Source organism: Christiangramia gaetbulicola, assembly GCF_003054225.1.
Taxonomy (GTDB): Bacteria; Bacteroidota; Bacteroidia; order Flavobacteriales; family Flavobacteriaceae; genus Christiangramia; species Christiangramia gaetbulicola.
The window spans coordinates 788,239-812,319 of sequence record NZ_QBKQ01000003.1 but is presented as its reverse complement, the minus strand read 5'-3'; the positions used below and the strand labels follow the sequence as shown (position 1 = coordinate 812,319).

Below are 24,081 nucleotides of genomic sequence, written 5' to 3'. Positions count from 1 at the left end.
AATAGACCCCATGTTTTCAATATTTAAAAAGAAAATCTATTTAATTGATCTTTTAGAAGGTATAACCGATTTCCATAACCATATATTACCTGGAATTGACGATGGCGCAAAAACTGCGGAGGAATCACTGGAGTTAATTCAAGCATTTAGTGATATTGGAATTAAAAGTTTTGTAGCGACTCCTCACGTGATAGGAGAATATTACCCTAATACTCCAGAAACAATTTCTCGTGGTTATAATAAAGTAGTAGAAAATCTAGATGATGATATCAAATTGAATTATTCCGCCGAATATATGATGGATCAGAACTTTATAGATATTATTGATAAAAAAGAAATCCTAACTATAACTGAAAATAAGGTTTTAGTGGAAATGTCCTATTTCCAACCTCCTTTAAATCTTAATGAAATTTTATTCAAGCTTCAAAACAATTCATATTCTCCAATTTTAGCTCATCCTGAGAGATATGCTTTCTATCATTCAAAAGATCTAAAAAAATATAAAGAATTAAAAACACGTGGATGTGATTTTCAGCTCAACATGCTTTCGCTTTCGGGACATTATGGAGTAGGCATTCAAAAAACTGCATATCATTTATTAGAAAGTAATATGGTGGATTTTATTTGCAGTGATGCTCATAAATTAGATCATATTCAGAAAATAAAAGAGATTAAGATTTTGAAAAAGCACTTACCTCACATTGAAAATCTAATTGAAAGAAATAAAAGATTATTCTCTAATTAGACAATCTTCTTTTTAAGCGTTTCCACCTACTCTCTTTATCTACACCATAGCCATAACCATAGCCATATGAATAACCATATTGGGCTCCATAAGAAAACTTAGAGTAATCCACGTCATTAAGAATTACAGCAAGACCTTTGAGTTTACTTTGTTTTTTAAGATCCTTTGGAAACTCTAGTAAATTTTTCTCAGTAAAATCTGCTCTGGTAACATATAGTGTATAATCAGCAAGTTGACTAATAAGTAAAGTATCTGTCACAATCATGGCAGGGGCAGTATCTACAATGATAAAATCATAACGAGTTCTAGCATCTTCAATTAATTCCTCCATTCTATCATTCATCAATAATTCAGCGGGGTTAGGAGGAATTGGTCCTGAGAGAACTATGTCAACATCAATATCATCGTCATTGGTTTTAGAAACAATATCTTCTGAATTTACATCAAAATCATAAAGAAAGTCAGAAAGACCTTTCTCTTTAGCCCCTAAGGTAGATTCTGTATATCGATGAAGTTTAGGATTTCTAATATCTGCACCTATTAATAAAACAGATTTACCTGTACTGGCTAATGTCCTAGATAGATTGTAAGAAATAAAAGTTTTTCCTTCACCTTTTACTGTGGAGGTTACAAAAATTACATCACCACGCTCTTTATCTTTATTTTGAATTAAGTAAGCCAAGTTGGTACGCAATATCCTGAATGATTCCGCAAGTGGAGACCTGTCATTTAAATGTATAACTTCATTTTGTTCTGCTCCTATTCTAGGAACTTCTCCAATAAAAGGTACTGTTTTTATTAAAGTTTGTAAATCTCCTTTATGATGCACCTTGGTGTCTAATAAATTTTTTATAAAAATTATACCTATAGGAATAATCAATCCAACCAGAAAACCTCCAACTAAAATTAACCAGGGTTCAGGATCTACTGGATTATCCAGAGTAAAAGCAGAATCTACTACTCGTGCTACTGATGCAGTAGCCGCAAAAGAAATGGCTGCTTCTTCCCGCCTTTGTAGTAAAAAGAGATAGAGCTGCTCTTTAATTTGCTGTTGGCGCTCAATATTACGCATTCCTTTTTCCAAGCCTGGAAAAGTTTGGAATTGTCCTTGAGCTCTATTTCCGCGAGTACTTAATTCATTTAATCTTACTCTTATAGATTGCCTTGTACTTGCTATATTTTCGTACAAATTAGATCGTAACCCATCCAGCTGGTCAGATAAAGCCTCAACTACCGGATTATTTACAGTTGAACCTTTTAAATACATATTCCTCTCCATCACCAAAGAGTTATATGAGTTAATAAGTCCAGTTATTCCTCCCTCACTTATACCTACTTCAGGTAAAAAATCATAAGGGTCCTTTTTTCTTAATAATTCCTCAATCGATTGTAGAAGTTCGAGTTGGGTTTCCAGATCAAATATTTGTTGTTCCGCAGCAGAAAATTTTGACTGAAATTGCTGGGCTCCGGATTGAACATTCATAATCCTGTTTTCTCTCTTAAATTCAGCAATACCAACTTCAACAGAGTCTAATTCCGTGGTAATCATTTCAAGTCTTTCCTGAATAAAGGCTGTTGTATTTTCTGCCACCTCTTGCTTATTAGCTACGCCCTCTTCATTAAATCTCTTCATTAAGGTATTAAGAAAATCTTCTGATTTTGCACTTGATTCATTTACAATCGAGAGCTCCAAAATATCATTAGCTTTACCCTTTGGTTTAATTAACAAATTCTGTATATACCTATTTGCTGTCTCCCTCAGTGGTTCAACAATTACATTTACGGTATTTGATTTATTGAAAGCCCCATTGGAATTACCAGATTTAGGTAAAACTGTAAATTCAATTTCATCCAAATTAATTATTTCTCCAATCTTGTGATTTTTACTATATTCAGAATCTGCAATATTTAATTTGAATTCAGTTTCTGATAAAGGGGTGATTAGAATATCAAGATCAGCATTATTAACTAAAGAATCAGCAGAAATAAATTCTAAAACTGCAGGGCTAGACTTATATGCTTCTACAGTAATAACATTCCCCTCGATGTAATAAGAAATATTGAGGTCCAACTCGTCTATTACACTTGAAACTAATTGCTTTGATTTCAATTTTTCAATCTGACTTTGTAGACCATCGTCTCCTATTGACAAAATAGTTCCACCCCCGCCCGAGGGTAATGCACTCATCGCGCTATTTTCCTGATCATCTACCATGATCATTGTGGATGATGTGCTGTACTTTGGAATTGTGTAGCGATTATATAAATACGCTAACAAGCCTCCTAAAAGAAAGCCGACAAGAATCCATTTCCAATAGGTTAAGTACTTAAAAATCTCTGCCTTTAGATCAAAATTAGATTCCTTACTCTCTTCAGAAAAATTGGTGAGTTCTTCCATTTATTACAGGCTATTAATAAGTAAATACATACTGATAATGGTCGTTCCCAAGCTTATTATCCCTTGATAGCTTGTAAAAAAGCCGGCAGATTTAACTGTTCTATAAGTAGGCTCTACGTATACTATATCATTTTGTTTAAGGTAATAATAAGGACTTTTGAATAATTCGGTATCCGTCATATCTATATAACCTATTTTTTTTATTCCATTTTCTTCCCTGATAATCATGACATTTTCCCGACGTCCACTATAGGGTATACCACCAGACATAGCTATTAGTTCAAGAATAGTGACCCTTCCATCGGTTACTTCTACTCTTCCATTTCCTATTTCACCTAAAACGGTAATTTTAAAATTTACAATTCTAACATCAACGATTGGATCCTTTACAAAGGTCTCAATTTCCTTCTCAAGTTTTTTCTGTACCTGGGTCCTCGTCAAACCTTCAACCTTAATTTCACCTAGAACAGGAAAATTTATCAATCCATCGGGGCTAACTAGATAACCTGATAAAGAAGGATTTTGACCTCCGTTTCCTTGGGCTGGTTGATTTCCGGTTCTCATTTGAAAAGGAGCAACTATTTCTTCGTTAATAGAAGAAGAAGATACATTTATTCTAAGAACATCATTCTTCTCAATTTTAGGCTCATAATCCAGAAGATTTTGTTGGCCTTCTAAAGTTTCTTTACCTTCATAGAAGTAGACAATTTCTTTTTTAGTGGCACAGCTATTTAGTAGTAAGGCTAAAACAAATAGCCCAAGTAATTTTTGCATATAAATTATTAATCTTTTTTGAGTTCAGCAATATTGTCAAGTCTTTCGTAGGATGAATTGTTACTCTTAAATTCCGGGATAAGGTCTTTCAATTTTGCAACAACTTTATCATTCTTCAAATTATTAGCAGATTTGATAATCTTATTTATTTTTTGATTGATCATCTCATAATTCCTAACAACTTCCTGGCCTATCATAATTTTCTTATGGTGAGTAGGAAGGGTTTTGCATTCATCATTCAGTAACTCCTCGTATAACTTTTCCCCTGGTCTTAATCCGGTTATTCTAACTTTAATGTTCTTGTTAGGTTGATATCCGGCAAGTTTAATCATTTTTATCGCTAAATCCATTATCTTTACAGGTTCTCCCATATCAAAAACAAAGATTTCCCCACCTTTACCCATGGCTCCTGCTTCCAGAACCAGCTGGCAAGCCTCGGGTATAGTCATGAAATACCTAATTATATCAGGATGGGTTATGGTGACCGGACCACCCTGTTCTATTTGTTTTTTAAATAGTGGTACTACGGATCCATTTGATCCTAAGACGTTACCAAATCTCGTCGTGATAAACTTTGTTATGTGACCAGAATGATTTAATTGTTCATGATAAAGCGACTGAACATACATTTCTGCAGCGCGCTTAGAAGCTCCCATTACATTACTAGGATTAACAGCTTTATCTGTAGATACCATCACGAAATGTCCAACTTTATATTTTACAGCCAGATCAGCCAAATTCTTTGTTCCATGAATATTTACAAATACTGCCTCATGTGGATTGCTCTCCATTAAGGGAACGTGTTTATATGCCGCTGCATGATAAACCACATCAATATTCTGATTCTGGAACATCAACTCTAACCTTTTCTGGTTCCCAACATCACATACAATTACCTGAAAATTAAGATCAGGAAATGATGATTCTATTTCGAGCTGTAAATTATGAATTGGAGTCTCTGCCTGATCAAGAATGATCAGTTTCTCAGGATTATATTCTGAAACCTGCCTTACGATCTCACTTCCAATTGAACCCGCTGCTCCAGTAACCAGAATAGTTTTACCTGTTAACTGATCGATTTTATTTTGAACCTCTAGCTGAATGGGTTCACGCTCCAGAAGATCTTCAATCTGCAAGGTCTTAATATTTTTTGCTATAGGCTGGTTATCATCCCATGAAGAAACAAGAGGTGCATTGTAAACAGCTATGTCATGCTCAAGGCACTCTTCTACCAACTTGAACTTCTCTTCTGGAGTAAATGAGTTTTCAGAAAAAATTATGGCCTCTGCGCCTAAAGAACTAATTTCCTTATGTATTTTTTGAGTGTGCTGCAAAACTGGCTTATCCAAAATCCGAAGGCTTTTTTGTACACTAGGTGACAAGAAACCAACGATTTTGAATCTTTTTGGATGCTCAATATCCAAAGCACCGGCAATAGAGATTGCATTTTCATCTACACCTAGAATTACAGCTTTTATAAGAGACTCATTTTTTTGAACCACTTTAAAATATTCGTATGCCTGCTTAACACTAAGCCTGAATAGAAAAAGTAATGAAAAGGATATCCATAAATTTATAAGCAGTCCACCAACCAGAAAAATCTTTTCTCCAATTAAAAAATAAGTAGCATAATTAATTATCAATAGACTGGCAAAAACACTCACTGTCGCCAGCAAAAGCTTTAATGCATCGACATTAGAGGAATATCGGATTATCCCTGCATATGTTTTGAAAATGTAAAAAAAGAAAATATTTACACTAACGACTAGCAATGTCTTTTCAAAAAAGCTAAGTAAAGTATATTGAAATGGAGATAGGTCAATTAAAATAAAAATCGTCAAAATGGTTGAAATCGTAACGAGACCTATGTCAATCATCAAAACAGCCCAACGCGGAAGATATTTCAGATTTCTTATATCTAAAGCATTATCGGGACCAGAAAGAATGTTTTTGAGGGCTTTATCTAATCTACCCATAGTTATAATTCTATTTTTTCAAACAATTTAAGATTGCTTTTTTTAATCTATCTCTATCATTATCAGTTAGATTAGATCCACTCGGCAAACATAAACCATTTTTAAATATATTTTCGGCAACTCCCTTACCATAAAATGGGAAACGCTTGAAAACCGGTTGCATATGCATTGGTTTCCATAAAGGCCTACTTTCAATATTTTCTTCTTCCAAACACTTTCTTAAGTCTTCTCTACTTACTCCGTTAGTTTTTTCCTCATTAACTTCAATCACAGTTAGCCAATGATTGCTAAAAAAATCGTCAGAAGGTTCCTCATGAACCTCTACCCCTGCTTCAGTATGGAATAAATTTACATAAAATTGGAACATATTCCGCCTGGCTTCGACCCTTTTATCCAAAACTTCCATTTGGCCGCGTCCAATTCCGGCTGAAATATTGCTTAATCTATAATTATAACCGATCTCACTATGTTGGTAATGCGGAGCATCATCTCTAGCCTGCGTTGCTAGAAAAACGGTCTTTTGTTTTTGTTCGAATGATTTTATTACCAAAGCTCCACCACCAGAGGTAGTAATAATTTTATTTCCATTGAATGAAAGAACGGAATAGTCACCAAGGGTTCCGCAATTCCTGTTCTTATAGGTTGACCCTAAAGCCTCTGCACTATCTTCAATAATTGGAATCTCATATTTTTTAGAAATAGCTTCAATTTCATCAACTTTATAAGGCATTCCGTATAGATGAACCGCAATTATAGCCTTAGGCTTTTTACCTTTTGAAATTCTGTCTTTAATAGCGATCTCTAGTTGCTCAGGGCAAATATTTAAAGTATCTCTTTCACTATCTATAAAAATTGGCTTAGCGCCTAAATACATAATTGGATTCGCAGACGCTGCAAAGGTCATACTCTGACAAATAACCTCATCTTCTGGACCAACCCCTAATTGAATTAAAGACAAATGAAGAGCCGCAGTCCCTGAACTCAAAGCCGCAACCTCAATGCCTTCGGAACCTTCCGGATCTAAATATTTTTTAATGTCATTCTCAAAACCATTGACATTGGGTCCTAGAGGAGCAATCCAATTTTGATCGAATGCATCATGAATATATTTTAATTCTGTCCCTCCCATATGCGGTGAAGACAGCCAGATTTTTTCTTTACTCATTCTCAAATTTATTGAATTTTATAACTTTTCCTGGATTTCCTACTACAACCGCGAAATCTGGTATATCATTAATAATAACAGCCCCAGCGCCAATTGTAGCCCATCTCCCTATCTGAACTCCAGGAATCACAGTAGCTCCTGCTCCAATTTGGGTTCCTTCTCCAATTTTTACGTTACCGGTAACGGTAGATCCTGGAGAAATATGAACGAAATCTTGAAGTTCACAGTCATGCTCGATGACAGCACCTGAATTTATTATACAATGTTTTCCAATTACTACCGAAGAATTAATAATCGCATTAGGCATTATTACAGATCCCTCTTCAATCACAACATCTTCAGATACAACAGCCGTTCTATGCTTTAAAGCTTCACAGAAATTATTGGTAATTTGATTTGCCAGTTTTTTCCTTGTAATATTATTTCCAACAGCTATAACAAGATCTTGTGATACCATCGATTCCTCAAATTCATGCTTCACTTCAAAATCCGCAATACTTTTGATCGACCTGTCATCATCTAAAATAAAATCGATAGACTTTTGACCTGTAGATTTTACGATATCAATAATCACTTTCGCGTGACCGCTGGCACCAAATATTATCATTAATTGTTTCCGTTAAAAGGCTCTGTTGTAGCCATATTCTGAGTATTTATTCCTTCTGAAATCAATACTTTTTTTATTGTCTTGAACAGGATTTTCAAATCTAAACTAAAAGATAAGTTCTCAACATACCAAACATCATACTCGAACTTTTGGGTCCAGCTGATCGCATTTCTCCCATTTACCTGAGCCCAGCCGGTAATACCAGGCTTTACTTCATGTCTCTTTTTCTGTCTTTCAGAATAAAGCTCAAGGTATTCTGGTAATAAGGGTCTCGGACCTACAATACTCATATCCCCTTTGACAACATTGATCAATTGTGGAATCTCGTCGATGGAGGTCTTTCTTACAAATTGTCCAACTGAAGTCAATCTTGAGGCGTCAGGCAATAAATTCCCATCTTCGTCTCTTTCATCTGTCATTGTACGAAACTTAACAATTTGAAAGCTCCTTCCTCTTTTGCCAGGCCTCTTTTGGAAGAAAAATGGCTTCCCCCCATTTACCATAGAAAGCAAAATAGTAAATATTATAAGTAATGGGCTTAAAAAAATAAGGCCAATCAGCGCAACGAGGAAATCTAATAGAGGCTTTATAATGGACTTATACATTGCTTATAATAGATATTTATTGGATTCTTTCCGCAGCGGCGAATTTAATCATGTTTATATTGGGCTTCTAATTCTTTGTATTCTTTTAACAAAATTTTCCAGAATTGCTTCCTTTCATATTTGCTTTGAATCAATGCTCGTGCGTTTTCCGTCATTTTCACCCTCAAATTAGCATCGAGACAAAGTTTTTTCATAGCATTATATAGTGCTACCTGGTCTTTTACTGCGATTATCAAGCCATTTTCTTTATGCGATACTATCTCGTTACAACCATTAATATCACTAACAATTACTGGTAAATTCATGGCATTTGCCTGCATCACCACATTCGGAAAGCCTTCTCTATAACTCGGAAAAGTTAAAACATCGGAAATTGCAAAATATGGCCTTACATCTGTCTGATATCCCGTTGTAATAATCTTGGGATGTGATTTAATCAATTCGTAAACCTCATCTTCCAATGGATCCAACTCCTGCTCGAAGGGACCTACCAATAAAAGAGTCGTTTTAGAGTATTCCTGGTTGACCTGAACAAAAGATTTTACGAGTTCATTAATTCCCTTTTCCTTCACTAGTCTCCCCACAAATATGTAAACGAAATGATCTTCAGGAATATCTAATTCAGATTTTAATTTTAATCTATCTTCATCCTTAAATCGCTTCGGATCAAAATATTCTGTATCAATACCATTTGAACTCCCATCTCCCAAAACTTTGAGCTTGGATTCTTTAGCATAACCCAAATCTAATACTATCTCTTTTAATTTAAATGAATTAGGATAAACCCTGGTAGCTAAGCTATAAGTCAACTTTTCAACTAAATCAAGAAGTTTTCTTTTTGCTCCTTCTGTTTCCAGTAAAGGAAGACCCGCAACGGTATGTAACCTTATAGGCACACCTGCTAATTTACCTGCCATCATACCTATAATTCCAGCTTTAGGTGTATGTGTATGGACGATTAACGGTTTTTCCTTTTTTAAGTATTGATATAGTTTAAACAGACTTTTTAAATCCTGAACGGGTGTAATCGCACGGGTAAGATCTACCGGAAATGTGCGCACTCCATTATCATGTCCATATTTTTCCAGCCTATCCTTTTCCGCGGATACAGCTATAACTTCAAAATGATTATTCATAAAGCTAAGCTGCCCTTCCAACAGTTTTTCTAATGAAAGAGGAATTGTAGTGATTCTTACTATTTTCTCCACGTGATTAAATTATGAGTCTGGCGCAAAACTATAGTTTTTCGATTTGGTTTGAATAAAGAGCTTTATCGAAATTATATTTTTATTAAAGATTTATTACTCGCAGCCATGTTCAATTTTTCTAATCTTAATTTCATATCATTTGATTTCTCGTAAGCCAGAAAATAATAGATTACAAAAAACATAAAATACATGATCATTGTTTTTTGCCTGATCATAATTCCAAGATTGGACATTACGAATGTCATGGCAAATGAAGTTAAGATAAATACCATTAAACTTGATTTCACATGAGAAGGCGCATTTTTCCAAAATTTAAAAAAATTAAACCTGAATATCTTGGCAAATAGCAGGAGATAAATAAAGTTTTCTATGGAAACAAGAACTCCTAAAATTCCCGGCGCATCCAAAAACAAAGGTCTAAACCAGAAAGTGAATATCTTTTCCGGTAAACTATAACCAGCCATATTCACGCCGGAAGTAGCGCCACTGAGATCTTGCGACCTTTGACTTGTGAATGCTAAAAAATCTGCAATTAAATTATTTGAATCATTAAGATTTACCACACCTAATATTTTATTCTGAAGAAGCAACAGACCTGCCAATATTGCTGCTCCGCCAATAATTTTATATCGTTTGGATATCAGATTTTTACCAAAATACAAACCATATAAACTCGCGATACATAAGAGTAAAAACATATGAGGTCTTATAGCAAAAATCAAGATAGAAGAGATAATCAAGCCTGATTTTCTATTAGCCGGTTTAGTAATTGAAAAAGCAAATAACATCAAACCAAAAAATATCAATGCACCCTTTCCTAAACTGGCCGACCAAAAATGCATATTTGGGAAAAACAAGATTAGTGTTAGCAAATCTACCTTTTTAAAAACCTTTACTTTTTCAGTTATGTTTTCTTTAAAAAACAAGAAACCAAAAACAAACCCCCAATATCCTATCCAGGTAAAGAGTAACATCATCATCTCATAACTGAATCCCATAAAATTAATGAAGGGGTAAGAAATAAAATCAATAAAAGTAGTTTCAGTACCAAAGAAATCAATCCAGGCTTTATTGGATTCACTGGGAACTCTAAAATATCTTTTGGAATCTGAAGGATTGGAAAGAGCGTATAAATAATATACGAGACCAAATAAAAGATGATAAAAGAATAAAATATTCAGTCGTTTTTCCGAAATAATAGAATATTTCTTTTTAAACCATTTCAGCATAACCTGATTCAGTTCATATAGAAAAGGTATTAAAAAGATACATTCCAGTACATTTAAAATATATAAGGTATTTAGTTCCATAAATTTTTATAATTCGGAACTTCGATAAGCAAAGGGTCTGCCAAAGTAAAGATTGTCTCATTTCACCCTAAAAATTCAAACATAACTACAATAGGGCTTTGAATACCGTGTGTTTTTTACACATAATACTTGTGGAAATTACACTTTCAGAATCCCAGTTATGTTCTTTTATTCAACAGATAGAAATAATTAAGAATAAAGATAGGTGGGATAGCTTTTCAAAAAACTATATGTATTCGGATAAAAAAAATGATCTGAGGTAATAATATTTTAAAATATAATTAATTCGCATTATAGATCTAATCAGGCTGTTAAATTAGGTTTTTGCTTAGATGAAATTTCAAAAATCAAAATTCAGAAGAGTCTAATCTTTCTGTTGTCATTATGCATGTTATTACATTTTTCTAAATGAATTTTTAAACTCTAAAGTTATTAGGTAGATAGAATTTAAAATTTTAAATAAGTTTCCTTATACCATTTTTGAAAACAGTAATATGTCCATACTCTAAAGGTATTATCTTCCTTTCCTGAAAGATGATTTCTAATCAAAGCTATAATTTCATCAGTTATAAAAATATTCTGTACTTTCAAAAATTCAGGTTCGATATAAGATTCCAACTCTTTAGATAAGTGACCTCTTAACCAATCACCAACGGGCACCCCAAAACCTTTTTTTGATTTATCTAAAAAGTCTTTTGGGAAATATTCTTTAAATGATTCTTTCAATAAAAACTTTTTGTTCCAACCTTGCATTAAATATGTTTCCGGCACCTGGGAAGTGAAATTCCATAATTTCTTATTCAGAAAAGGTGCCCGACTTTCTAAAGAAGTCAACATGCTTGTTCTATCTACCTTCACCAACATATCTCCTTCCAAACTTAATAATTTATCAATGTTTCTGAAATCAGTCAACGTTTGGTTATTTGACCCTATTTTATTTTTAAAATAATTCAACGGAGAATTATCCAGAATGTAATCCTTTAAGAATCTATTCACCTCTTCTGGCTGATAAGCAAGGGAAACGATATTATAATAAAAATCTCCGTCATAATTAATTGCATTCAATAATCTTTTTGCCTTGAAACGATATCCTCTCTTATCATCTTTAGTAGCTAAAAAGGGTTCAGAAAAACTTTTTATAGCATTATGAACTTTTTCAGGTATAAAAGAACTATATCTGGTATTTAACTTTCCAATATAATATTTATTATACCCTCCAAAAACTTCATCTCCTCCATCGCCAGTAAGCGCCACTTTTACATGCTGTCTGGTTTTATTTGCTACTAAATATGTTGGAAGGGATGAGGAATCGGCAAAAGGTTCATCAAAATTTAATAAAATAGAATCGACGTTATCCTTCAAATCTTCTGCTGACACAATAAATTCATGGTGGTTACTATTAATTATTTTAGCTACCGCTCTGGATTTATCAGATTCATCGAAAGATTTTTTATCGAATCCTATTGAAAAAGTATCAATTTTTTTATTGGTTTGATTTGCCAATGCCCATGATACAATGGAAGAATCTACTCCTCCAGATAAAAAAGTGCCCAAAGGAACATCTGCAATAGATCTTGAGCTTACGCTATCCACCACCAGGTCATGGGTAAGATTCTTTGCTTCTTTGAATGTAATATCAGGAGATACATCTTTTGAAAATTTTTGATTTACCTCGATACTTTTGAGGTTGAAATTTTCCGTATCAATCTCTAAATAGTTATTAGCCTCGAGCTTATGGATATTATCGTAAATAGTATATGGTGCTGGAATATAGGTTAACTGAAAATAAAGACTCAATCCCGTTTTTGACAAGTTGGGTTTATAATTTAAAACAGATATTATAGATTTTAATTCAGATGCCCAGATGATTCTATGCTCATCTTTTGTAAAATACAAAGGTTTCTCTCCAAAAAAATCTCGGGCTATAAAGGTTTTCTTAATATTATCATCATAAATACTGAACGCAAACATCCCATCAAGCATGGAAAATGATTCGGTTCCATATATTTCATATAATTTTAAAATTACTTCGGTATCTGAGGTTGTATTAAATCTTATTCCTTTCTCCTCCAAGGATTTTTTTAACTCCAAATAATTATAAATTTCTCCGTTAAAGACGATAGTGATGGAGTTATTTTCTGAAGAAATTGGTTGTTTACCTGTATTTAAATCTATTATAGAAAGGCGGCGCATGGCCATTCCCAGATGAAAATTATGCGAATTATGTAGAAAAAATCCGTCCTGATCCGGACCACGATGGACTATTTCAAAGTTCATTTTAGAAAGGTCATTACTAAGCTTTTTATAGTCCTGACCAGACTTTAATATAATACCATTAATTCCACACATTATTTAGCAATTTTAGGATGGCAAAGATATACAAACTAAAAGACCAACTTTAAGGTTTAAACTTTATTTAATACTAAAGCTCCTAGCTCATCCATGTTCAAAGACTGGAAATTAAATTTCACATTTAATTCTTTATAATGGTTGATAATCTTCATTATATCCAACATACTTTCTTCGGGTTCAACACCAAAATTATGAGGATGCCACCAAAGATGATAAATCTCTCCAGCTTTAGCAGCCGAAGTCATTTCTCTTTTAATTCTTTCAATTTTTAGATCTCTGATAAAATTTTGTCCCTCAACTGGCCTGAGAAATCTACTTGCGGGTTGTTCTAGAGGTAAATCATTAGATGTTTCTAGATTTTCTAGTGAATAGGATTTTTTTCCAAAATTTAAATAAGCATCCCCTGTACGAGCAACTTTAACCAGAATTGATTCGGATGTAGGATCGTCCCAATACCAGCTCAACGGATTTGATCGTACATTTAAGATCCCTTTAGATTTACAAATTTTTAAATAACTATCTTTCAATTGATTTCTCGGGAAAACCAAGGATTTTAATTCAATACCATAATCTTTCGCCACATTTATCGCGATGTCAAGATCATTACTAAACTGAACTTCATTCTGAGAATCCTCTAAACAATAGTAATGGGAATACGTATGAGTTCCAACTTCCTGTCCTTTAGTATTTTTTATACTCCTTATTAATTGCGGAGCGAAAAAAAATGAATCATCTTCTTCACTATTATGGTTACTACCATAATTATAGGCTGACAGCTTTTCATTTAAGTAATCGGGTTTGTTTTGTGGAATATTTCTTTTCCATTCCTCCCAATTTCTATTGAATAGCATCCCTACAATGGCCCAGGTACAATGAATATCATTTTCTTTAAATAAGGAAAGAATCTCAGGTATTACCTTAATGGTGTTTTCAAAATATCTCCTTTTATCCTGCAAATCTATTACATCAAAAACACCCCAAATCAGTTCAAAATCTAGAGAAATAATAAGATATCCGTTTTTACTCATTTTTTAGTATGTGAATTGGTAAATTAAGGAGTTTGAACTACGAGCTCTGCTTCTCTTTTCCTTTTCATATCACGCAATCTGATTAGTTTTTTATACTTTTTTTCAGCCATGTAATAATAGATTACGAAAAAGATAAAATACATAACCATGGTTTTTTGTCTCATAATAATCCCCAGGTTGGACATTACAAAAGTCATTGCCAATGAAGCAGTAAAGAATATTACAAAACTCATTTTGACGAGTGCTGGTGACTTTTTTATGAATTTTATAAAATCTTTTCTAATAATTTTTAAGAAAAGTAATAAATAAATTAAATTTTCTACAGAGGTTATTAAACCAAGTAGATTTGGTGCGTCAACAAATAATGGCCTGAACCAGAAGGTAAATAGTTTAAGGGGCAAAGGATAAGTAGACATATCTACTCCTGAACCGGCTTTACTTAGATCTTCCGCATTTTTTTCAGAAGCGGCCTGGAAATCTTCAATTAAGTTATCTGAATTTTGAAGATTCATCACACCTAATATTTTATCCTGTAATAATACCAAAGATCCCAACATTACAACGAAAATCATAAGTTTTTGCCACAATGGGATTTTCTGTCTACCACTCATAAAGCCTAAAACTGCTCCTACAGCTACAAACATAAAAACATGTGGCCTAATATAAAATATGATAGCTGAACCTAAAAAAAGTAATAGAAGTCTTTTACTTGGTTGCACAATAGAATAAGTAAACATCATTAATCCCAGAAATATAGCAGATCCTTTACCTAACGAGGCCGTCCAGAAATGCATATTTGGGAAAAATAACACTAACGTAAGAAAGTCAATTTTCTTAAATACTTTTATTTTAATGGGGATTTTTTCTCTAAAAAATAAGTATGCGTAAACAAATCCAAGGTATCCTAACCACGCAAATGTAAACATGAGCATATCATAATTGAACCCAATTGAATAAAAAGGATATGATAGGAAGTTGATAAATAGCGTATCTGTTCCAAATAATTCCAACCATGTACCTGAATGAATTGTTAGCTCCTGATAATAATTTTTTGAATCAGATGGATTGTTATAGGCATACCAGGTATACACACCATAGAAAAAGGTATGGTATAGATAAAGCAGGTTCATTTTACTAACAGAAAAGAAAGAATGCCTTTTCTTAAAGAAACTAAAAATGGCCTGATTTATACCAAAAAATAATATAATTAGAAAAAGAACTCCTATCATAAAATTAAAATAGTTCTAAATCACCAATACTGTTATCCCAATTATTGATCTCTAATAGGTCTTGTTTATCTTTCGTACTCAAATTAAGCTCCTTCAAAGTCAAAATTGGACCAAAACTCCCTATAAGCTTAATAGACCATAAATCCAACAAATCTGGCGCATAAGTTATTACCTGAACGCCAAATTTACTGCTTAAAAGAAGAAGAATTCTGGAAATTTGACGTTTGTCTTCTTTATTATCATTGTGCAAACATTCGGCTACTCGCAATTCTTTAATTCTACCTCTCTTTTTCACATATGCAGCCAAATAAATATTACCAGTAGTTATTACCTGGTATTTTTGAAGAGGATTCTTCTCATAACGCCAAGAAAGATAATATCTTGATTTTGGAGTAAACAACTTTCCTTTGTGCAATTGTCTCTCATTCCAATCATTACAAACATTATTTATTATCTCATCAGAAACTTGGTGATCTATACTATATTTAATCTTTTTCGATTTTATTTTTAAAAATGAATTAAAAGCAGGTTTTATAGCAATTACTACTTTATCTACTATTTCCCACCCCATCTTTAAATAACCTGGCCTACTTTTTTCATTAGGGGTATTAAATATAAAATGATCACCTCTTTTCGCCGCAATTTCAATAGCAGCCATGGTCAATTTTTTAAAAATCCCTTTTCCCTGATGTTCAGGATGTGTCGCTGTGTCTACTGCACGATAAGCATTAAAAATGGTATCGTTCATCCTCCATTTCCAACACATAAATGCTCTGACACCTATAATTTTACTGTTTTCTATTGCTACCAGTACTATAGACTCACCAAAAGGGTTATCAATATGTTTATATCTCCATACTGTATCTGAAAGTTCCAGTTGATCTTCACCGAGACTTGCTTTTAAAACTTCTACAATTTCTGAAATATCACTTTCGCAAGCTTGTCTTATCTCCATAATTAAATTTAACCTATATCTTATTATACCTATCTATGAATGTTGTATCAACTTTAAGAACTTTGGAATAAAAAATCCAAAATAATGTAGTAAACCAAAAACTCCTTTTCAATAGATTAGTGATCAATTATAATTCAGTTTTTACATCAATCATTATAAATTTACTGCACTACATTATCCAGTAAACTCAAGTAAGACTTTTCTAAATTAACTACCATATTTTCAAGGCTAAATTCAGCCTTAACTCTTTTCCTGGCTTTCTTCTGAAACTCTTCCCTTAATAATGGGTTTTCCAATAGTTCTATGCAATTATTTGCAAGGCATTTGGCGTCACCTACCTCACATAACAGTCCATCCATTTGGTTTCTTACCACTTCCACTACGCCTCCAGCTTTGGTGGAAACAATAGCACATCCAGTACTCATAGCTTCAAGTAAGGCTATAGGTAATCCCTCAAATTGTGAACTCATCATAAAAACATCCATAGCGGAAAAAAATGCTACTGTATTAGTTTGTAAACCAGGTAATATAATTCTGTTTTGCAAACCATAAGTTTCAATAAGTTGTTTTATTTCTTCCTCTTTAGGACCTGCTCCAACCAACAAAGCATATACTTCAGGAAACCGATCATTAATTATTTTAAAGGATTTCACCCAGGTCTTAATATCCTTTTGTTCTCTAAATACAGCAAGATTGCCAATAACTATAGCTTCCTCCGGTATATTGTATTCCTTTTTTATATTTATACCAGCGAAATTATCACGATTAAACTTTTTCGTATTTACGCCATTTAGAAGAGTCTTTACGGGAATATTAGGTTTTATTTTTTCTTCAATAGATCGAGTAACATCTGCTGAAACCCCTAAAACTATACTTTGCCAATTAAATGTATGTGCATTTAACTTTCTAGTTGCAATGTGATAGCGTTCCTGAATATTATGTTCGGTATAAATCAACGGCAGTTCAGTCTTTTTAAAAACAACCCTGGAAAGAAAACCTGACCATGGTAAATGAGCATGGATAAGGTCTATTTTATTTTCTTTGCAATAATTAGCTACCTCATTAAACTTCAACAATAGTTTAAAATTATTATTAGCTGCCAAACAGGTTACTTTTCCTCCTACTTCTTTAATTTCTTCTACCATTTGGTTTTTCCATGGAAGAAAATATATATAATGAAATTCAAATCTATCATGGTCGTGAAGTCTTAAAGTTTCAGGAAGTAGCATTTCTGCACCACCCCGACCGAGTGATTTTATAATGTGAAGTATCTTGAATTTTGGCATAAGTTCAAATAAGAGCGCAAAGTTAGAGCAATCTATCCCTCCACCAAGAATTTTAAAATAATTTATGAAACCTAGCTTAGGTAAGAAAAATAATCAAAGATTTAAAATTGCAGAAAATTTAATTCACACCTCAGTTTTATCAAAGTTATTTGGTTCCAAATAAAAAATTGAGGGTAATATTTCACGCTGAGTATAAAAAATAGATAATAAATTATCCTTCATAATTATTCAAGAACCTCCTTGTAAAAATTTAAAAACTTTGTAGCCAGTTTCTTATTCATATAGTTTCTAGCAACCATATTATAAGCATTCTCTAATTGTGTAAGATCAGGATGGTCTATCTTTTCTAGGATAGCATTTGCAAACCCCTCTTTATCATCCTTTTTCATTAAGGTACCAGTTTGAGATTTTACAATTTCACTAATGCCTCCAACATCGTAAGCAATGACAGGTGTTTTGCAATACATTGCTTCCAATAGAACTCCAGGTAAACCTTCTATAATGCTAGGTAGAACTAAAAGATCAGCAGCTTTAATATAATCCAAAGGATTATTTACGAATCCATAAAAACTTATGTAATCATTGAGAGCAAATTCATTAGAAAAATTTTCAATCTGAGACTTCAGAGGACCATCTCCAATAAGGTGTAGATGAATATCTTTTCTTTGATCAACGACTTTCCTGAAAATTCTTATAAGGCCTTCATGATTCTTTTCAAAGCTAAAGCCACCTACGTGTACAATGTTATATCTTCTGGATGAATCAAATTTTATTCTTGAAATGACAGTTTTTTCTTCTAAGCCGATAGGAATAATGGTGGTTTTCTTTTCTAGAAACGAAAAATGTCCAATTAGGTCATTCTTCGATTTTTTTGAAACTGAAGCTACACCAGAAACCTTTCTATATAGAAGATAATTAAACATTTTTTGAGAATTACTATTCAAATATTGACCAACTTCACTGGCATTCCTAAAGATTATGGGGGTCTTCCATCCAAAAGTTATTTTAGATAGAACTGCATATTTGAGTGTATCTCCAGAATTAGCTTGTATAATATCGGGCTTAAAATCATTAACATATTCTGATAGTTTTTTCCAAGCTTTCCAATCAATAAATTTATTCTCATCTCCAATTAGGCTTTCTATAGAATCTTTCCAGTTTAGATTAGCTTCTCCATTATAAACAGCAACAATTTTAACTTCGTGACCAATTTTACTCTGATGATTAGATAGTTGGCAGGTGAAAGTCTCAGCTCCTCTATTTTGATGCTTATGAATTAAATGGAGAATTTTCATGCTTTCTATTTTTTGATTTCAATACTCTCAATGAGTTATAAAGATTTAATAAGGTAATTGTTCTAATTTATTAGTTTTTAAAATTTCTAGACTATCTATAATTTTTATAAGTTTATTATTAAATTTTTTTACTCCATTTTGATTTAAATGACTCTCATCATAAAAATCCTTTTGAGGAGAGAAGTCTATCAGATGGTTAAAATCATAATATCTACCGTTTTCCGAAATATAATTTTCTATCTCATCTTGATTACTATAAGTAAAAGTATATGGCGCCTGAACAAGCAAGTATGGAATATTATTATCTTTTAAAAATTGAATATTTTCCTGAAAGGCGGCTTTTTGCTTTGGCAAAGGTTTCCAAATTCTGTTAACCGCAGTATCTGTATTATAACTTAATTTTTTTTCCACAAATCCCCCTGGGACATAAGTATCTTTTTCTACATTTCCGGAATTAATAATTTCCGGATTTCTAGGTTCAAAGAAAGAAAATAAAAAAGTATTTACAGCCCTTATATCACGAGTTTGAAAAAGCAGATCCAATATCTCCGAATCTACATTTTCATTTGCAGAAATTATATTGATGGTAGATTCAACCCCTTCATTACTAAACATTTCCGGATAAACCTCATAAATTACTAACTTTGGGTTTAGATCCTTCAAGTATCTTTCCATCAAATATTCAGTTTGTATATGGGTTTGAGCACTTGAGCCTAAATTAAAACTAGTTATTCCATATTCCTTAAATATCCTGGTGTCAAAACCTCGATAGGAATGAGACGAACCAAAAAAAACAATATCAACTCCTTTATACTTTTCTACATCTAAAAATTTTCTCTTTAAGTATCCTTCATTTGGATTAAACATTAAATTTTTTCTTAGAGTCGGGGGCACAAAATATCCCCATATTCCAATAAACAAGGTGTAAAAAATGGAACTAAAAAGAAAAAAAAATAAGAGTCGTTTTAAAAATTTAGTCATGTTAAAAATCAAAATAAATAAATTGCGATCTATCTGTGAACATGTAAACGCCTATAATGAAAATCAGGAAACTATATGAGCACCACCTTAAACCTGTAGACTTTACCTTTACTAGTTTCTGAATTGCATATTGATTTTCTCTACCTAACCATTCTATTATGATAAATAAAAGTACCAGAAGAATTGTACTTTTGGCCATACCAAGCCCCGCATAATAAGGAGTACTAAAAAGGGAGTTAGAGAAGATGTCGGCAATTATAGAAATCGCATGTGGTGTACTCTCAGCACGAAAAAATATCCAGGCTAAAACTGTAAGAGAAAAGGTAGCCACAATCTTAATTCCCTCCCTTACATGTGGAAACAATCTTCCCTTCGCTACAATGTCTAAATTTTGCCTGTTTTTACCCGCTAACAGTAAAGGTAGGAAATAGGCCGCATTAAGAGCTCCCCAGATTATAAATGTCCAACTTGCACCATGCCAAAAGCCACTCACTATAAAAATGATAAATGTGTTTCTTACTTTCATTGAGGTGCCGCCTCTACTTCCTCCCAATGGAATATAAAGATAGTCCCTGAACCAAGTAGAAAGTGAAATATGCCATCGCCTCCAAAATTCCGCAATATCCCTGGAAAAGTAGGGAAACGCAAAATTCTGCATTAAATTAAATCCAAACAATCTGGCGGTACCAATAGCTATATCGGAATATCCCGAAAAATCACCGTAAATTTGAAAGGTAAAAAAAAGTGCCCCTAGTAACTGGGTGCTCCCTGATAGAGTTTCGGAATTCTCAAAAATATAATTAGCATAAAGAGCACAATTATCAGCAATAACTATTTTTTTAAATAAACCCCATAAGATTTGGCGCAAACCATCTGTAGCTTCCTCATAATTAAATTTTCTCTTTATCTCAAATTGAGGAAGTAAATTTGTAGCTCGTTCAATAGGTCCTGCTACCAGTTGAGGAAAAAAACTAACAAATGTCGCAAAAGTTATAATGTTAGTAGTTGGCTTTAAATTTCCCCTATAAACATCAATAGTATAACTAAGAGTTTGAAAAGTATAAAAACTGATTCCAACGGGTAGTATAATATTTAATGAACTCATACTCCAATCAGCACCAAAAAAACTAAATGCATTAGATACATTTTCTATAAAAAAGTTGAAATATTTAAAAACTGCTAATACACCAAGGTTTGCGAATAAACTAGACCATAAAAGATATTTCCTTTTATTTAAGTCTACAGTTTTTTTTAAAGCCAGACCAATACTAAAATCTACTATGGTACTAAAAATAATTAGGCTTAGGAACCGCCAATCCCACCAGCCGTAAAATAAATAACTGGCTAAAAGTATAAGTATATTTTGATACTTTAACCTATTATTAAGCAGCCAGTAAAAAATAAATACAATCGGAAGAAAAAGGGCAAAATCCAGGGAATTAAAAAGCAATTGATTAGATTTAATTTTGAAATTAGTTTAGCAAAACTATAATTTAAAAACTCCTTAAACAATAATTTTATATAAATTGATTTTTATATTTTCTCAGCAAAATTTTAAATATGTTTGTCCTTGTAAAAAGCTATATATGAAGCCTATTGAAATAATAAGAAAAATACCTACAGCCATATTTCTTAAGGCGAGAATAATTTTATACTTTTTCTTATTTAAAATAAGTAAGAATTGGGTAATTCTAAATCGAATAAGCATTCGTTTGAGACCTGCAATCTGGAAAGCTACAGGATGCAAAATTGGAAAAAATGTTTCAATCGGCTATGATATATATTATGATGTACATAACGCTAACTTAATTACTATTGAAGATGATGTGTGGATTGCCAGTAGAAGTTTAATTCTTTGCCATAAGAGAGATTTAAAATTATATTATAAAAATACGCGATATAACGATCTATCCTATATTAAATCTCCTGTTGTTTTGAAAAGAGGGTGTGTTGTTGGGATGGCTAGTACAATCATGCCTGGTGTTACAGTAGGAGAAGGTGCTATTGTTGGGGCTGGTTCCTTAGTAGTAAAGGATGTACCTGCCTGGACAATAGCGACTGGTAATCCTGCAAAAGTGGTAAAAGAAATTAAAGAAGGTGAATTGGTGAATAAACCTGAACTTGAAAAAGTTTCTTAACTAATAACTCATTAACTTTATACATATAGAAATAATCCAATACAAATTAAAAGCTAGCATCCAAATCAGCTAATGAAAATTTAATTTGATTATCCTTAAATACTTCGAAATTTCTTAAAGTTATATTAGGCTTATACCTTTTCAAGGTAAGCAAAAAATCTACTTTTTCAAATTGTTCATCTTCATAAAAATATATCAGTGCCTTTTTAAATTTTCGCCCTAAAGAATTTAACATTCTGATGTTCAATTGACTATATCCTGTAATTTCAAAGACTATGATATGAAATTTATTTATACTATACACAATGTAAGTTTGCTCTTTTTCAAAATAAGCAATTCTAAAGCAGGAAGCCTGGTATCTCCATTTAAAGTACGTTAAAGGAGTGTAAGTTTTTAGAATTTCTTTCTGGAAACTTATTTTATCATCTATTTTTATCTCATCCGGTTTTACGTCTACAAATGATGAAAATCCATAATACGGATTAATCAAACCTATTTTAAAACAATTGATAAAATTATATTTTTCCCAGCCCATTTTTAGTAATCCTGGAAGACTATTTTTATTTGGAGTATTAAAAATAAAACTGTGATCTCCATTAAATTTTTCGAGTCCCATTAAGGTCAATCTTTTGAATATACCCTGGCCCCGATAGTTTTTATCCACGACCGTATCTACAGGACGTAGAGCTAAAATTAAATTTTCTTCAGAGGGTTCCCAGAATTTCCAAAACATAAACATTCTCAAGCCTATAATTTCTGTCCCATCAAAGGCTAGAAGGCCATAAGATTTACCGAAAGGATTTTCCAGATGTTTCCACTTAAAAAGCTTAATGGTAAAATCGGGATCCAAATTATCATTGATCAATTTTATTATCTGATCTAAATCTTTATTATAGTCAATCTCCCGAAAACTTAGCATAGCCCTTTAAATAAATCAAGCATTTTTTGATTGTTTTTCTTCTCCTGAAAACGAAGCTTATAATTTTTTAAACTTTCTTTTCCGTATGCTACACGCTCTTTAGGGTTTTCAATAAAGAAAATTAGGGTTTCCACCATAGAATCTATTTTATGAACATCAAAGAATTTTGCATTTTTATTGTCCTTAACAACTTCATGTAAAACCGGAATATTATTACATGCTATTGGCAAACCTGCCGCTTGAGCCTCTATAAGAGCACCTCCCAATCCTTCAAAAAGAGAAGGAAAAACAAACACGTCCGATTTTAAAAGATAATCCGGAACATTTTCTTTAAAACCCTCAATACTTACAATCTCAGCCAAAGAATTTTCATTTATGTAATTTTTCATTTCAGGTGTCATGGTTCCATCTCGCCCTAATATGGTTAGATTCAATAGGTAACCTTTGTCTTTTAAAATTTTTACTGCTTTGAGTAAGTAAATTTGCCCTTTCTGAAACTCGTGTCTTCCCACATTGATAAAACTCACCATCTCAGAAGAAGTAGCTGGTTTTTGTTCATATTCATTTAGCAATGGTTTTCGACCCCGGGGGATAACCGATATTATCTCAGGCTTTATATTTACCTCTTTGATATAATGCTCTTTCACTGTTTCCGTTATACTGTGGAAATGATCAACTCCCCAGGAAGCGCTATTTTTATCTAAATTCTTATAGAACCATAGCGCCTTCTGGTTTACTCTTTTATCATTGAAGCGTTCTTTAGAATACGTGGTATTTACTAAACTTTCAAGATGAACAAAATTTTGAAATAATTTCGCAAAACGAGTTCTGATATTGGCACGGAAAAGGATACTATGAACCAGGTCATATTCCCCTTTTTTGATAAATTTTGCCAAATATTTTACTTGAGAAAAAAAGTTATTTTTTTCAAAAAAATAGATTTTATAACCTTTTGCTTGCATTTGGCTTTGCACCCCTACCGTTTTTTGATCCAGACAGATAACATCAAAATTAATTTCCTTCTCATATAAATAATCAGAAAGAACTGCAGTAGATCTTTCGGCTCCACCAGAGCCTAAACTATCAATAACTATTAAAATTTTCAAACTA

The 24,081-nt window shown here is 32.6% G+C and carries 20 protein-coding genes; 2 read left to right on the top strand and 18 right to left on the bottom strand.

Features of this window, described 5'->3' with window-relative positions; translation table 11 throughout:
* Positions 1-10 precede the first annotated feature (10 nt).
* Positions 11-745, top strand: coding sequence for a tyrosine-protein phosphatase (locus C8P64_RS15165; RefSeq protein WP_108172918.1), 735 nt, complete (start codon positions 11-13; stop codon positions 743-745).
* Here C8P64_RS15165 and C8P64_RS15160 read toward each other — a convergent pair.
* The 16 genes from C8P64_RS15160 to C8P64_RS15085 form a co-directional block, all read right to left on the bottom strand.
* Positions 738-3,143, bottom strand: coding sequence for a GumC family protein (locus C8P64_RS15160; protein ID WP_108172917.1), 2,406 nt, complete (start codon positions 3,141-3,143; stop codon positions 738-740). The two genes, C8P64_RS15165 and C8P64_RS15160, sit on opposite strands and share 8 nt — an antisense overlap.
* Positions 3,144-3,146: 3 nt before the next feature.
* Entirely contained in the window at positions 3,147-3,917 is a 771-nt protein-coding gene (locus tag C8P64_RS15155; protein ID WP_108172916.1) for a polysaccharide biosynthesis/export family protein, read from the bottom strand.
* Between the two features lie 8 nt (positions 3,918-3,925).
* Positions 3,926-5,893, bottom strand: a complete 1,968-nt coding sequence (locus C8P64_RS15150; protein WP_108172915.1) for a polysaccharide biosynthesis protein — start codon at positions 5,891-5,893, stop codon at positions 3,926-3,928.
* A 10-nt stretch (positions 5,894-5,903) separates the two neighbouring features.
* On the bottom strand, positions 5,904-7,058 hold the full coding sequence (locus tag C8P64_RS15145; RefSeq protein WP_108172914.1) for a DegT/DnrJ/EryC1/StrS family aminotransferase: 1,155 nt from the start codon (positions 7,056-7,058) through the stop codon (positions 5,904-5,906).
* On the bottom strand, positions 7,051-7,665 hold the full coding sequence (locus tag C8P64_RS15140) for an acetyltransferase (protein WP_108172913.1): 615 nt from the start codon (positions 7,663-7,665) through the stop codon (positions 7,051-7,053). Before C8P64_RS15140 ends, C8P64_RS15145 begins: the two co-directional genes overlap by 8 nt.
* A complete protein-coding gene (locus C8P64_RS15135) occupies positions 7,665-8,270 on the bottom strand; it encodes a sugar transferase (RefSeq protein ID WP_108172912.1) in 606 nt (201 codons plus the stop codon). Before C8P64_RS15135 ends, C8P64_RS15140 begins: the two co-directional genes overlap by 1 nt.
* A 44-nt stretch (positions 8,271-8,314) precedes the next feature.
* Entirely contained in the window at positions 8,315-9,478 is a 1,164-nt protein-coding gene (locus C8P64_RS15130) for a glycosyltransferase family 4 protein (protein WP_245889713.1), read from the bottom strand.
* Between the two features lie 71 nt (positions 9,479-9,549).
* Positions 9,550-10,788 (bottom strand): hypothetical protein, encoded by a 1,239-nt coding sequence (locus tag C8P64_RS15125; RefSeq protein ID WP_108172911.1) that lies wholly within the window; start codon positions 10,786-10,788, stop codon positions 9,550-9,552.
* A gap of 447 nt (positions 10,789-11,235) precedes the next feature.
* Complete coding sequence (asnB, locus tag C8P64_RS15120) at positions 11,236-13,137, bottom strand: asparagine synthase (glutamine-hydrolyzing) (RefSeq protein ID WP_108172910.1); 1,902 nt, start codon at positions 13,135-13,137, stop codon at positions 11,236-11,238.
* A 56-nt stretch (positions 13,138-13,193) separates the two neighbouring features.
* Positions 13,194-14,168, bottom strand: coding sequence for a polysaccharide deacetylase family protein (locus C8P64_RS15115; protein WP_108172909.1), 975 nt, complete (start codon positions 14,166-14,168; stop codon positions 13,194-13,196).
* 23 nt (positions 14,169-14,191) lie between these two features.
* Entirely contained in the window at positions 14,192-15,397 is a 1,206-nt protein-coding gene (locus C8P64_RS15110; protein ID WP_108172908.1) for a hypothetical protein, read from the bottom strand.
* Between the two features lie 4 nt (positions 15,398-15,401).
* Positions 15,402-16,352 (bottom strand): GNAT family N-acetyltransferase, encoded by a 951-nt coding sequence (locus tag C8P64_RS15105; RefSeq protein ID WP_108172907.1) that lies wholly within the window; start codon positions 16,350-16,352, stop codon positions 15,402-15,404.
* A 161-nt stretch (positions 16,353-16,513) separates the two neighbouring features.
* The gene (locus C8P64_RS15100; RefSeq protein WP_108172906.1) at positions 16,514-17,638 is read right to left on the bottom strand and encodes a glycosyltransferase; all 1,125 of its coding nucleotides are present in this window, start codon (positions 17,636-17,638) and stop codon (positions 16,514-16,516) included.
* A 224-nt stretch (positions 17,639-17,862) separates the two neighbouring features.
* Positions 17,863-18,933 carry a glycosyltransferase gene (locus C8P64_RS15095; protein ID WP_108172905.1) on the bottom strand — a complete coding sequence of 357 codons (1,071 nt, stop codon included), beginning with the start codon at positions 18,931-18,933 and terminating at the stop codon, positions 17,863-17,865.
* Between the two features lie 45 nt (positions 18,934-18,978).
* Entirely contained in the window at positions 18,979-19,800 is an 822-nt protein-coding gene (locus tag C8P64_RS15090) for a hypothetical protein (RefSeq protein ID WP_108172904.1), read from the bottom strand.
* A gap of 115 nt (positions 19,801-19,915) precedes the next feature.
* A complete protein-coding gene (locus C8P64_RS15085; protein WP_108172903.1) occupies positions 19,916-21,364 on the bottom strand; it encodes an MBOAT family O-acyltransferase in 1,449 nt (482 codons plus the stop codon).
* Between the two features lie 136 nt (positions 21,365-21,500).
* Between C8P64_RS15085 and C8P64_RS15080 the strand changes: the two genes are divergently transcribed.
* A complete protein-coding gene (locus C8P64_RS15080) occupies positions 21,501-22,052 on the top strand; it encodes an acyltransferase (protein WP_108172902.1) in 552 nt (183 codons plus the stop codon).
* Positions 22,053-22,098: 46 nt separating this feature from the next.
* Here the strand turns inward: C8P64_RS15080 and C8P64_RS15075 are convergent, their stop codons facing one another.
* Positions 22,099-22,917: a GNAT family N-acetyltransferase gene (locus C8P64_RS15075; protein WP_170106671.1), complete on the bottom strand. Its 819-nt coding sequence runs from the start codon at positions 22,915-22,917 to the stop codon at positions 22,099-22,101.
* 47 nt (positions 22,918-22,964) lie between these two features.
* On the bottom strand, positions 22,965-24,077 hold the full coding sequence (locus C8P64_RS15070) for a glycosyltransferase (RefSeq protein WP_108172900.1): 1,113 nt from the start codon (positions 24,075-24,077) through the stop codon (positions 22,965-22,967).
* Between the last annotated feature and the right edge of the window lie 4 nt (positions 24,078-24,081).

What these genes read in the sequence shown, in the direction of transcription:
- C8P64_RS15165 (WP_108172918.1), top strand. Translation starts at nt 11, where the DNA reads ATGTTTTCAATATTTAAAAAGAAAATCTATTTAATTGATCTTTTAGAA.
- C8P64_RS15160 (WP_108172917.1), bottom strand. Translation starts at nt 3,143, where the DNA reads ATGGAAGAACTCACCAATTTTTCTGAAGAGAGTAAGGAATCTAATTTT.
- C8P64_RS15155 (WP_108172916.1), bottom strand. Translation starts at nt 3,917, where the DNA reads ATGCAAAAATTACTTGGGCTATTTGTTTTAGCCTTACTACTAAATAGC.
- C8P64_RS15150 (WP_108172915.1), bottom strand. Translation starts at nt 5,893, where the DNA reads ATGGGTAGATTAGATAAAGCCCTCAAAAACATTCTTTCTGGTCCCGAT.
- C8P64_RS15145 (WP_108172914.1), bottom strand. Translation starts at nt 7,058, where the DNA reads ATGAGTAAAGAAAAAATCTGGCTGTCTTCACCGCATATGGGAGGGACA.
- C8P64_RS15140 (WP_108172913.1), bottom strand. Translation starts at nt 7,665, where the DNA reads ATGATAATATTTGGTGCCAGCGGTCACGCGAAAGTGATTATTGATATC.
- C8P64_RS15135 (WP_108172912.1), bottom strand. Translation starts at nt 8,270, where the DNA reads ATGTATAAGTCCATTATAAAGCCTCTATTAGATTTCCTCGTTGCGCTG.
- C8P64_RS15125 (WP_108172911.1), bottom strand. Translation starts at nt 10,788, where the DNA reads ATGGAACTAAATACCTTATATATTTTAAATGTACTGGAATGTATCTTT.
- asnB (WP_108172910.1), bottom strand. Translation starts at nt 13,137, where the DNA reads ATGTGTGGAATTAATGGTATTATATTAAAGTCTGGTCAGGACTATAAA.
- C8P64_RS15115 (WP_108172909.1), bottom strand. Translation starts at nt 14,168, where the DNA reads ATGAGTAAAAACGGATATCTTATTATTTCTCTAGATTTTGAACTGATT.
- C8P64_RS15110 (WP_108172908.1), bottom strand. Translation starts at nt 15,397, where the DNA reads ATGATAGGAGTTCTTTTTCTAATTATATTATTTTTTGGTATAAATCAG.
- C8P64_RS15105 (WP_108172907.1), bottom strand. Translation starts at nt 16,352, where the DNA reads ATGGAGATAAGACAAGCTTGCGAAAGTGATATTTCAGAAATTGTAGAA.
- C8P64_RS15100 (WP_108172906.1), bottom strand. Translation starts at nt 17,638, where the DNA reads ATGCCAAAATTCAAGATACTTCACATTATAAAATCACTCGGTCGGGGT.
- C8P64_RS15095 (WP_108172905.1), bottom strand. Translation starts at nt 18,933, where the DNA reads ATGAAAATTCTCCATTTAATTCATAAGCATCAAAATAGAGGAGCTGAG.
- C8P64_RS15090 (WP_108172904.1), bottom strand. Translation starts at nt 19,800, where the DNA reads ATGTTTAATCCAAATGAAGGATACTTAAAGAGAAAATTTTTAGATGTA.
- C8P64_RS15080 (WP_108172902.1), top strand. Translation starts at nt 21,501, where the DNA reads ATGAAGCCTATTGAAATAATAAGAAAAATACCTACAGCCATATTTCTT.